Source organism: Providencia sp. PROV223 (assembly GCF_028479245.1).
GTDB classification, from domain to species: Bacteria; Pseudomonadota; Gammaproteobacteria; order Enterobacterales; family Enterobacteriaceae; genus Providencia; species Providencia rettgeri.
The window spans coordinates 1-11,952 of sequence record NZ_JAMPNG010000036.1 but is presented as its reverse complement, the minus strand read 5'-3'; the positions used below and the strand labels follow the sequence as shown (position 1 = coordinate 11,952).

11 protein-coding genes are annotated in these 11,952 nt (G+C 42.5%); all 11 read left to right on the top strand.

Translation table 11 applies throughout. The annotated features are described in order from the left end of the window. The first annotated feature begins 323 nt into the window (after positions 1-323). The 11 genes from pstS (at position 324) to hemN (ending at position 11,943) form a co-directional block, all read left to right on the top strand. A complete protein-coding gene (gene pstS, locus PR767_RS21080) occupies positions 324-1,367 on the top strand; it encodes a phosphate ABC transporter substrate-binding protein PstS (RefSeq protein WP_004266120.1) in 1,044 nt (347 codons plus the stop codon). Positions 1,368-1,497: 130 nt separating this feature from the next. Next, a complete protein-coding gene (gene pstC, locus PR767_RS21075) occupies positions 1,498-2,454 on the top strand; it encodes a phosphate ABC transporter permease PstC (protein ID WP_004262847.1) in 957 nt (318 codons plus the stop codon). 1 nt (position 2,455) lies between these two features. Then, positions 2,456-3,337, top strand: coding sequence for a phosphate ABC transporter permease PstA (gene pstA / locus PR767_RS21070; protein WP_004266119.1), 882 nt, complete (start codon positions 2,456-2,458; stop codon positions 3,335-3,337). 38 nt (positions 3,338-3,375) lie between these two features. Continuing rightward, positions 3,376-4,152: a phosphate ABC transporter ATP-binding protein PstB gene (gene pstB, locus PR767_RS21065; protein ID WP_004262838.1), complete on the top strand. Its 777-nt coding sequence runs from the start codon at positions 3,376-3,378 to the stop codon at positions 4,150-4,152. A 13-nt stretch (positions 4,153-4,165) separates the two neighbouring features. Beyond that, complete coding sequence (gene phoU, locus PR767_RS21060; protein WP_036958602.1) at positions 4,166-4,879, top strand: phosphate signaling complex protein PhoU; 714 nt, start codon at positions 4,166-4,168, stop codon at positions 4,877-4,879. Positions 4,880-5,250: 371 nt separating this feature from the next. Then, positions 5,251-6,090 (top strand): ABC transporter substrate-binding protein, encoded by an 840-nt coding sequence (locus PR767_RS21055; protein WP_004266117.1) that lies wholly within the window; start codon positions 5,251-5,253, stop codon positions 6,088-6,090. Positions 6,091-6,200: 110 nt separating this feature from the next. Next, the gene (locus PR767_RS21050) at positions 6,201-6,953 is read left to right on the top strand and encodes an amino acid ABC transporter permease (RefSeq protein ID WP_004266116.1); all 753 of its coding nucleotides are present in this window, start codon (positions 6,201-6,203) and stop codon (positions 6,951-6,953) included. 1 nt (position 6,954) lies between these two features. Beyond that, entirely contained in the window at positions 6,955-7,707 is a 753-nt protein-coding gene (locus PR767_RS21045) for an amino acid ABC transporter permease (protein WP_004266115.1), read from the top strand. 186 nt (positions 7,708-7,893) lie between these two features. Next, positions 7,894-9,228, top strand: coding sequence for an NCS2 family permease (locus tag PR767_RS21040; RefSeq protein ID WP_004266114.1), 1,335 nt, complete (start codon positions 7,894-7,896; stop codon positions 9,226-9,228). A 492-nt stretch (positions 9,229-9,720) separates the two neighbouring features. Further along, positions 9,721-10,236: a Der GTPase-activating protein YihI gene (yihI, locus tag PR767_RS21035; RefSeq protein ID WP_004266113.1), complete on the top strand. Its 516-nt coding sequence runs from the start codon at positions 9,721-9,723 to the stop codon at positions 10,234-10,236. Between the two features lie 333 nt (positions 10,237-10,569). After that, positions 10,570-11,943, top strand: a complete 1,374-nt coding sequence (gene hemN / locus PR767_RS21030) for an oxygen-independent coproporphyrinogen III oxidase (RefSeq protein ID WP_115166384.1) — start codon at positions 10,570-10,572, stop codon at positions 11,941-11,943. Positions 11,944-11,952 lie beyond the last annotated feature (9 nt).

Here is an 11,952-nt window from a genome sequence, read left to right as displayed (position 1 = left end):
ACTTGCCGCCTAGCTGCAACACAAATTGTTTTGAGTATTACTTTATAGTTGCAGGATAAAAATATTTTTCGCTTTTATGACAGTCTGTCATTTTTCTTTTTGATATTAGTTTTGAAATTTTGTTTTTATAACTAATTGAATTTTAAGTTGTAAAATTGTATTTTTCTTCGTTTTTGTTTTCTCGCCAGTGAAAAAATCAGCAATTGTCATAAAACTGTCATAAAAACGACATGTTGTCGTAACTAAATTGTCCTATTTTTCCTACCGTGACATACACCCAACAATTTTATACTTGATTGTTTCTATACATCCCCGGAGGGATTATGAAAATGACGCGTACCACCTTAGCAAGCGTAATGGCAGCAACTTTATCTCTGACTGCAATGTCTTCTTTTGCTGCTACCAGCCTGACCGGAGCTGGCGCGACCTTTCCTGCTCCTGTTTATGCGAAGTGGGCAGACTCTTATCAGAAAGAAACAGGTAATAAAGTAAACTATCAGGGGATTGGTTCTTCTGGTGGTGTCAAACAAATTAATGCAAAAACAGTTGATTTCGGAGCTTCTGACGCCCCATTAACTGATGAAAAACTCAAAGAAGATGGCCTGTTCCAGTTCCCTACTGTTATCGGTGGTGTGGTACTGGCTGTAAATGTAAAAGGTATTGAGTCAGGGCAACTGACTTTAGATGGCAACACATTAGGTGATATCTATTTAGGTAAAATCACTAAATGGAATGACCCAGCAATCGCTAAATTGAATCCAAATGTGAGTTTACCAGACCAAGCTATCGCAGTCGTTAGACGTTCTGACGGTTCGGGTACTACGTTCGTATTCACGAGCTACCTTGCTAAAGTAAGCGCAAGCTGGAAATCAGACGTTGGTGCGGGCTCTACCGTTAACTGGCCGAAAAATAGCGTAGGTGGTAAAGGGAATGATGGCGTTGCAGCTTTCGTACAGCGTCTACCAGGTTCTATCGGTTATGTTGAATATGCATACGCAAAACAGAACAACCTTGCGTATACTAAATTAATCTCCGCTGATGGCGAAGCGGTTTCACCAACGGGTGAAAGCTTCAGCGCAGCAGCGAAGAAAGTGGACTGGTCTAAATCTTTTGCTCAAGATTTAACAAACCGTGATGGTGCGAATGCATGGCCGATAACCTCAACCACATTCATCTTAGTTCACAAGCAGCAAGAGAATGCGGAAAAAGGCAAAGCGGTTCTTGATTTCTTCAACTGGGCTTATGATAAAGGTGGTAAACAAGCGGAAGCACTAGATTACGCAATTTTACCTCAAGAAGTCGTGACCGCAGTACGTGCAGCATGGAAAACAGAAGTTAAAGATAGCCAAGGTAAAGCATTATTCTAGGTGAACTTAGGTTTTCTAAGTGCACTTAGGGTTGGAAATGGCGGGTAAGTGCTGAGGAACAGAGCTTACCCGCTCATCGTTGTAACGCAATCCTGTAGAAAAGAGCAGGAATGAAATGAGAACAAAGCGCATGGCCGAGAAAACAACGGCATTTAGAGCTCCCAGCAAATCAGGTGATGTGATTTTTAGTGCACTGGTAAAGATTGCCGCGCTCATCACTTTGTTAATGCTCGGAGGCATTATTATTTCCCTTATTTTTGCATCTTGGCCAAGTATGCAGAAGTTTGGGTTTTCGTTTTTGTGGACCAAAGAGTGGGATGCTCCGGCGGAAGAATTCGGTGCTCTTGTGCCTATTTATGGCACTATCGTTACATCGTTAATTGCTCTGATTATCGCAGTACCCGTTAGTTTTGGTATAGCACTATTCCTAACCGAGCTGGCTCCCAATTGGCTAAAACGTCCGCTTGGTATCGCGATTGAACTCCTTGCTGCTATCCCAAGTATCGTTTATGGGATGTGGGGGTTATTTGTCTTTGCACCTTTGTTTGCAGAGTATTTCCAAGAACCAGTTGGTAATGTGATGTCGAGTGTGCCGATTGTCGGTGAACTATTTTCAGGGCCTGCATTCGGAATCGGTATTTTAGCAGCGGGGATTATCCTCGCGATTATGATTATTCCCTATATTGCGTCAGTGATGCGCGATGTATTTGAACAAACTCCTGTGATGATGAAAGAGTCAGCCTACGGGATTGGCTGTACAACATGGGAAGTGATTTGGAATATCGTGCTGCCGTATACCCGCAATGGGGTAATCGGTGGAGTGATGTTAGGTCTTGGCCGTGCACTGGGTGAAACCATGGCGGTTACTTTCGTGATTGGTAATACTTACCAACTTGATAGCGCATCACTGTTTATGCCTGGAAACAGTATTACCTCAGCACTGGCAAATGAATTTGCGGAAGCTGAGAGCGGCTTACATACCTCGGCCTTGATGGAACTTGGACTGATCCTGTTTGTTATCACTTTTATTGTGTTAGCGATTTCCAAGTTAATGGTCATGCGTCTTGCGAAAAATGAGGGCCGTTAAAATGTCGATATCTCAACCTATCGCAGTGAATGAAAAAGAACGAGCTCGTCGTCAAGCGTGGCGTCGCCAAGTTAACAGAATGGCACTACTTGTCTCGATGTTAACTATGGCTTTCGGCTTGTTCTGGTTAGTGTGGATTTTATTTTCTACAGTCACTAAAGGGATTGATGGCATGTCCCTCAATCTGTTTACTGAAATGACTCCACCACCTAATACGGAAGGTGGCGGGTTGGCAAATGCCATCGTAGGTAGTGGCTTATTAATCTTATGGGCGACAGTTATCGGTACGCCTTTAGGGATTTTAGCGGGAATTTATTTAGCTGAATATGGGCGTAAGTCATGGTTAGCTTCAGTCACCCGCTTTATTAATGACATTTTATTATCAGCTCCATCTATCGTTGTAGGGTTGTTTGTGTACACCATTGTGGTTGCTCAAATGCAGCACTTCTCGGGTTGGGCTGGGGTCGTGGCGCTTGCATTGCTGCAAATTCCGATTGTTATTCGAACTACTGAAAATATGTTGAAATTAGTTCCGGATAGCTTGCGTGAAGCCGCTTATGCACTTGGCACACCAAAATGGAAAATGATTTTATCTATTACGCTAAAAGCGTCTGTGTCAGGGATTATCACTGGGATCTTGCTTGCAATTGCACGTATTGCTGGGGAAACCGCACCGCTTCTGTTTACTTCACTGTCAAATCAGTTCTGGAGTACAGATATGAGCGAGCCAATTGCCAACTTACCAGTGACAATCTTCAAATTTGCAATGAGCCCATTCTCTGAATGGCAAGAGCTTGCATGGGCTGGGGTTCTGTTAATTACCCTATGTGTCCTGCTGATTAACATCATTGCACGTGTTGTTTTCGCACAGAAAAAACACTAAGCGCCAGATAAATAAAGATTTAGAGAGAAAAGCAAACCATGATTAATGCAAACGATATTGCAAATAGTAAAATTAAAGTACGTGACCTCAACTTCTATTATGGCAAGTTTCACGCACTGAAAAATATCTCTTTAGACATTGAAAAAAATAAAGTGACTGCATTTATCGGCCCATCAGGCTGTGGTAAATCGACGTTATTACGCACCTTCAATAAAATGTATGAATTGTATGGCGAGCAGCGAGCAGAAGGTGAAATTTTACTGGATGGCCAAAACATCCTGACTGATAAACAAGATATTGCGTTATTGCGCGCAAAAGTCGGAATGGTTTTCCAAAAACCAACACCATTCCCGATGTCTATTTATGACAACATTGCATTTGGTGTGCGTTTATTTGAGAAGTTATCCCGTGTGGAAATGGATGAGCGCGTGCAGTGGGCGTTAACAAAGGCGGCATTATGGAATGAAACCAAAGATAAGTTACACCAAAGTGGTTATAGCTTGTCGGGTGGCCAGCAACAGCGTCTCTGTATTGCTCGTGGTATTGCTATTCGCCCTGAGGTTTTATTGCTAGATGAACCCTGTTCCGCTCTAGACCCTATTTCAACTGGTCGAATTGAAGAACTGATTAGTGAATTAAAATCAGAATACACCGTGGTGATTGTTACCCACAATATGCAACAAGCAGCACGCTGTTCTGACTATACGGCTTTCATGTATTTAGGGGAGTTAGTCGAGTTTAACCATACTGACAAAATGTTTACTACCCCAGAAATGAAGCAAACTGAAGATTATATTACTGGCCGCTACGGTTGATATGGAGCCGACGATGGATACGCTGAATCACAACAAACATATATCGGGGCAGTTCAATGCTGAACTGGAACATATCCATACTGAATTAATGACGATGGGAGGACTGGTCGAAGAGCAGCTTACCAAAGCCATTACGGCCATGCATAATCAGGATGAAGCCCTAGCACGTGAAGTTATCGAAAATGACCATAAAGTCAATATGATGGAAGTGGCCATTGATGAAGAATGCGTTAAAATCATCGCGAAACGCCAACCAACGGCGAGTGATTTGCGCCTGATTATGGCGATTTCAAAAACGATTGCTGAGCTGGAAAGAATCGGTGATGTTGCGGACAAAATCTGTCAAACCGCATTGGAAAAATTTTCTCATCAACACCAGCCCTTGTTAGTGAGTTTGGAATCATTAGGCCGTCATACAGTACAAATGCTACATGATGTATTAGATGCGTTCGCTCGAATGGATCTTGAAGAAGCGATTCGTATCTACCGTGAAGATGAGAAAGTTGACCAAGAGTATGAGGGCATCGTACGTCAATTGATGACCTACATGATGGAAGACCCACGAACGATCCCAAGTGTATTAACAGCACTATTCTGTGCTCGTTCAATTGAGCGCATCGGTGACCGTTGCCAAAACATCTGTGAGTTTATTTTCTACTATGTGAAGGGGCAGGATTTCCGTCATGTGGGTGGGGATAGTCTTGAGAAGATGTTAACGAATAAATAATTACTCGAATACTCGTCATATTTCGTGCTGTGGCGGTGTTGGCTTCGCTCGGCTACTCGGGTCACATACTGATGTATGCTCCCCGAGGTATCCTTGCTTGCCGCCTAGCCACAATACGAACTATTTAGAGTATTAAGCTACAACTCCAATCATTTGTCTCAATCTCTTCTACCGACTTTCTTCTTGCTCGATAAGAGTCTATTGATGGTTTAACCATGTCTGGGGCACCTTGTTATCAAGGTGGCTTTTTTTTGTCTCCGTTAATATTCCATTTGGTTATAAATATATTATTTAATATTATTTCAAGTGCTAAGTAATAGTTGATAGCGTGTGATGGTCGATTTACAAAAATTTACCGTCAGGGGTGTTCAATGAAAGCTCGTATTCTAACGACTGTTTTACTTACAGGTTTAGCGCTGACAGCGAATGTCGCTAGCGCAGATAAATTAGATGATATCAAACAAGCGGGTGTGATCCGCATTTCTGTGTTTGATAGCAATCCACCATTTGGCTTTATTGACCCACAAACTAAAAAATTAGCGGGCTATGATGTGGATATCGCACAAGAAATTGCAGATAGCTTAGGGGTAAAACTTGAGCTTCGTCCCACTAACCCAGCAAACCGTATCCCACTTCTGACTTCGGGCAAAGTTGACCTGATTGGCGCTAATTTCACCATTACTGATGAGCGCGCAAAGCAAGTTGATTTTTCTATTCCTGATTTTGCGACAGGCCAAAAATTTATTGCCCGTAAAGGCGTATTAAAAACCCCTGACGATATCAAACCACTACGTATTGGTGCAGATAAAGGCACTGTGCAGGAAGTGACTTTACGTGAACGTTTCCCTGATACAAAGGTAATTTCGTACGATGATACGCCGCAAGCATTCGCTGCACTGCGTAATGGCAACGTCCAAGCTATCACACAAGATGATGCGAAACTGGTTGGTTTATTAGGTAATTTACCTGAAAAAGTGAAAGCAGATTTTGAGATTTCCCCATTTAGCCTGACGAAAGAATACCAAGCATTGGCAGCAAGCAAAGGTGAAACCCGTTTGGTTGAAAACGTCAACGAAACATTGTTGAAACTGGAGAAAGACGGTAAAGCCGAGGTAATTTATAACCGTTGGTTTGGCCCAGATACTAAAGCTGCACAGCCACGCGGGGACTTTAAATTTGCGCCACTGAGTGAGCAACAACCTCAGTCTTAACGGGTAGCGGTAAATATTCAGTGATATGAAGCCCTGCACTCTGTGCGGGGTTCTTGGTTATAAGGGATGCGTTTTTAATCACAGGCTGTGAAGGCAATAGGTCGTGAACAATGTTTGAAAAATTTTTGAGTGGTGATTTTTGGTCTGCCCATTTATTGGCCCCCGAGTATCTAGAATGGTTTGGCTACGGTTTTTTGATCACCGTTTGGATCTCGATTTGTACCATTGTTGCAGCCACTGCATTGGGTTTTATAGTTGCATCAGCAAAGGATAGTCAAATTGCTCCTGTGCGTTGGGCCGTGAGTATCTACATTTCTATTTTTAGAAATACGCCTTTGTTGGTGCAGTTATTCTTTTGGTACTTTGCTTCCGGTGAAATTTTACCCTCTGCTGCAATGGAATGGCTAAATACTCCCCATGAAATCCATTTATTTGGAATAACCGTGGGTTGGCCGTCATTTGAATTCTTAGCGGGTTTTATTGGTTTGACCTTGTATACCGTCCCTTTTATTGCCGAAGAAATTCGCGCTGGGATCCGTGGTGTTCGCCAAGGGCAAAAATATGCCGCGTTTGCTTTAGGATTAACGTCATGGCAGGCCATGAAATTAGTGGTATTACCGCAAGCCGTTAAAATCGCCATGCCTCCGCTACTGGGCCAATATATGAATGTGGTGAAAAACTCATCGTTAACGATGGCCATCGGTGTCGCAGAACTGTCTTATGTCTCTCGTCAGGTTGATAGCCAGACACTGCAAACCTTTACTGCCTTTGGGGTAGCGACAGTATTGTACATTGCTATTATTGCAGTAATGGAGGGGTGGGGCCAGTGGCGCCAGCAGCGTAATTTGGCTCAGGGGGTATAAAATGGATTTTTCAGTTATTGAGCAGAACTGGCAATATTTATTATTCGGTACTTTCCCTGATGGACCACTTGAAGGCGCAGCGCTGACGCTAGTCATTAGCTTACTTGCCGGTGCGGCCTCCATTGTATTAGGGACATTGGGCGGAATAGCCTTAGCCATGCTACGAGGCTTCTGGGTTAACCTGTTCGCCGCAGTTTTAGGCTTTTTTCGTGCAATTCCCGTCATTATGTTGATTTTTTGGACCTATTTCCTGTTGCCAATCTTATTGGGTATGGAAATTCCGGGTATTGCAACGGTAGTATGCGCATTGGCATTGATTACCTCCGCATATTTGGCTCATGCTGTGAAAGCGGGCATTTTAGCAATAGGGGCAGGGCAGTGGCAGGCAGGTTTATCCTTGGGGTTTAGCCGCTGGCAGGTATTATGGAATATCGTGTTACCACAAGCCTTACGCATGATGGTACCGTCATTTATTAACCAGTGGGTAGCATTAATTAAAGACACCTCATTAGCCTATGTTGTTGGTGTTGCGGAGCTTTCTTTCTTAGCAACCCAAGTGAACAACCGTGAAATGGTTTATCCTCTCGAAGTTTTCTTATTCGTTGCATTTATTTATTTTGTGATGTGCTTTGCGGTAGAAATTATTGCGAATAGAGTGGCGAAAAAGCTCAGTGCACAGCATCAACCCCAAAAACTGGCTGCGAAACATCGTTTATTGTTTTGGCGTCGACAAAAATTGTTAGCACTTTCCTAAATCAAAAGTGGTGGTGAAATACCCACCATTTTTTCACTCCACTATTTTGGGTTATTTTTATTATTTCATCTTGGCGTATCAGTTAGTTAGGACATTTTGGCTCCTTGCAGTTTACGCAATCGTTTTCTTTTGTGGTTTTTAATTGTAGTATAGGGCGAAAAAAACTTTTTTTGGGCGCAATATCTAATGAGTAATCAATCTTCTAGCTCGGCACAACCGCAGGGCTTGTTTCAGCGTGTTTTTAAATTGCAAGAGCACGGCACGACAGCACGGACAGAAGTTGTTGCAGGCTTCACCACCTTCCTGACGATGGTATATATCGTCTTTGTTAACCCTCAAATACTCTCAGTTGCAGGCATGGACATCAAAGCCGTGTTTGTGACCACCTGTTTAATTGCGGCAATTGGTAGCATTTTAATGGGGCTACTGGCAAATTTACCGATTGCTGTTGCACCCGCGATGGGCTTGAATGCCTTTTTTGCTTTTGTTGTTGTAGGGGCGATGGGGTATTCATGGGAAGTTGCTATGGGCGCCGTATTTTGGGGGGCTGTCGGCTTATTTATTCTGACACTATTCCGCATACGTTATTGGATTATCGCTAACATTCCTTTGAGTCTTCGCGTCGGGATCACCAGTGGTATCGGCCTATTTATTGCGATGATGGGGCTGAAAAACTCCGGCATTATTGTGGCTAACCCGGACACGTTAGTTTCTATCGGTAACTTGACTCACCATAATGTTTGGCTGGGAGCTCTCGGGTTCTTTATTATTGCCATCTTAGCGGCACGTAATATTCATGCCGCGGTATTAGTTTCTATTGCGGTGACCACTTTGATTGGTCTGGCTCTGGGAGATGTAAAATATTCTGGGATATTCTCAATGCCGCCAAGTATCACGAGTGTCGTGGGGCAGGTTGATTTCTCTGGTTCTTTAGATTTAGCGTTATCCGGTGTGATTTTTGCCTTTATGCTAGTCAATTTGTTTGACTCATCAGGTACCATGATTGGGGTGACTGACAAAGCGGGTATCACCAATGAACGCGGGACTTTCCCTCGAATGAAACAAGCTTTATATGTAGACAGCTTGAGTTCTGTCGCAGGTTCAGCGATGGGAACATCTTCAGTCACTGCATATATTGAAAGTTCTTCAGGTGTTTCTGTTGGTGGGCGTACAGGTTTAACCGCGATCGTCGTTGGTGTTTTATTCCTATTGACTATGTTTATCTCACCTCTTGCAGGTATGGTACCTGCTTATGCAACTGCGGGAGCCTTGATTTACGTGGGCGTGCTGATGACATCAAGCCTAACTCGCGTGAAATGGGATGACTTAACTGAGTCTGTACCCGCATTTATTACTGCAGTGATGATGCCATTTAGTTTCTCGATTACTGAAGGTATTGCGTTGGGCTTTATTGCTTACTGTGCAATGAAAATTGGTACTGGTCGCTGGCGTGATCTGGGTTTGTGTGTGATTTTAGTCGCGGCGATGTTCTTGCTAAAAATGATCCTAGTCGATGCCTAAAATGTGCTTCATATTTTGAACTGTAGCGGTGTTGGCTGCGTTTGCTAACCCTAGTCACATACTTTTGTATGCTCCTAGGGATTAGCAATTCTTGCCGCCTTGCTACAGCTCAAACTATTTAGCGCATTAATCTTCGTCATACTTCAAGCTGTGGCGTTGCTGTCTTCTCTCGGCTACTCGGGTCACATACTTATGTATGCTCCCCGAGATAACCTCGATTGACGCCTAGCCACAACTTGAATTATTTAGAGTATTGGCTAAGTGATCATTTTCTGTAGGTAAAGCTATTTAGAAGATTAATACCCCCTCATATGGCTCTTCCTTTTTGTTGCTTGCATGCAACAAAAATTATTTAAGGTATAATCATTAAAGTACTGTTGCGAAGGCAGGGTGGAATAAAAAATTCGCTGAAATTGCAAACTAGTGCTTTCCCCCTTTATGGGATCCTGCTAGATTTCGCAGCAGAAACTGACTTTATCAAGGTATCAGACCATGAATGCACCAAAAAAAACGGCTGCGAAGCCAAAGAAAAAATACCGTAAAACTAAAGAAGAGATAAATGCGGAAGGCCGTGAGCGTAAGCGTGAGAAAAAACATCGCGGTCATAAGTCTGGCAGTCGTTATGTAGAACAGGCTTCTAATAAGCAAAATGGTGGGCAAAACGCTTCAACCGACCCACGTTTAGGCAGCAAAAAACCAGTGCCTTTAATTGTGGATGAAAAACAGGTCACGAAACCTGCGGTTGAGAAAAAACAGCCAGCTGTTAAAGAAAAACTGACACCAGAAAAAGAGCTGGAAATGCTGGAAAGCGATGACCGTTTAGATAGCATTTTGGCACGCCTAGAAGATGGCGAAACCATCACGGCGCAAGAACAAGAATATGTTGATACTTGTTTAGACCGTATCGATGAGCTGATGAATATTCTCGGTATTGAATATAGCGAAGAAGAAGAGGAAGAAGACGAAGAAAAACTTGATGACATTATGCGCATCTTAAAAAGTAAATAATTTCGTTTAAAAGATCCCTCGCGCTAGCGGGGGATTTGGCTATTTTTTCTGCTAACTCACTTTTCTTTGATGTTGCATCAAGTCTCTTTTCTCTAACATATTTATACTCGTCATATTTTAAAGCTGCAGCGTTGTTGACTATGTTCATTCGCACTAGTCATATACTTATGTATACTCCTAGCGACTCATTCACTTGTCGCCTAGCTGCAACTCGAAATATTTAGAGTCTATAATGCTTATGCAGGTTATAAAATTTTCACTCTCATCGAATAACAAATTAAATAGAGTGAAGTCATCGTTATAGTTTGAGCTTTTGGTCAATTGAGGAATGTTATGTCAGAGCAAAATATTGTTTGGGATCTTTCTCTCATTCAAAAATACAATTATTCAGGGCCACGTTATACTTCGTACCCCACCGCCTTGGAATTTAATCAAGAGTACGATGAGAATGCGTTTGTTCAAGCAACGCAGCGTTATCCTGATCGCCCCTTATCGCTCTATGTTCATATTCCTTTTTGCCATAAACTTTGTTATTTCTGTGGCTGTAATAAATTAGTGACACGCCAAAAACATAAAGCCGATGAATATCTTCAAGTAATTGAAAAAGAAATTATTCAGCGCGCAGCGTTATTAAAAAACCGTATCGTGACGCAAATGCATTGGGGCGGTGGTACTCCAACTTATCTCGATAAAGTTCAAGTCAGCCATTTGGTTGGTTTATTGAAAAAACACTTTAATTTTGCGGATGATGTGGAAATGTCGATTGAAGTCGACCCGCGTGAAATTGAACTGGATATGATAGACCACTTACGCCATGAAGGGTTTAATCGCCTAAGCATGGGCGTGCAAGATTTTAATAAAGAAGTTCAGGTACTGGTTAACCGAGAACAGGACGAAGATTTTATTTTTGCCCTAATTAAACGGGCCAAAGAGATGGGGTTTACCTCGACAAGTATTGATTTGATTTATGGTTTACCTAAACAAACACCTGAAAGCTTTGCATTTACCCTAAAGAAAGTGGCTGAATTATCACCAGATCGTTTAAGTGTGTTCAATTATGCGCACTTACCTAATTTATTTGCTGCGCAGCGTAAAATTAAAGACGCTGATTTACCAAGTGCGGAGCAAAAACTCGATATTCTGCAAGACACAATTGTGACTCTCACCAGAGATGGTTATCAATTTATTGGTATGGATCACTTTGCACGCCCTGAGGATGAACTTGCCGTGGCACAACGGGAAGGCATTCTGCACCGTAATTTTCAAGGTTACACCACCCAAGGAGATTGTGATTTACTGGGGTTAGGAGTTTCTGCGATCAGTATGTTAGGTGATAACTACGCACAAAATCAGAAAGATTTGAAAACCTATTATGCGCAAGTTGAAGAGCAAGGTCACGCGCTGTGGCGTGGACTAGCTTTAACTGATGATGATTGTCTACGCCGCGATGTCATCAAAACCTTAATCTGTAACTTCCAATTGAGTTTCGCGCAAATCGAAGAGTTATATCCGATAGATTTTAAATCTTACTTTAAGGAAGATTTAGAACTGCTGAAACCAATGGCTGAAGATGGGCTGGTTGAAATAACAGATAAAGGTATTAAAGTGACACCACAAGGACGTTTACTTATTCGTAATATTTGCATGTGTTTTGATGTGTATTTGCGTAATCAGATGAGGCAGCGGCAGTTTTCCCGCGTCATCTAAATGCTCTTC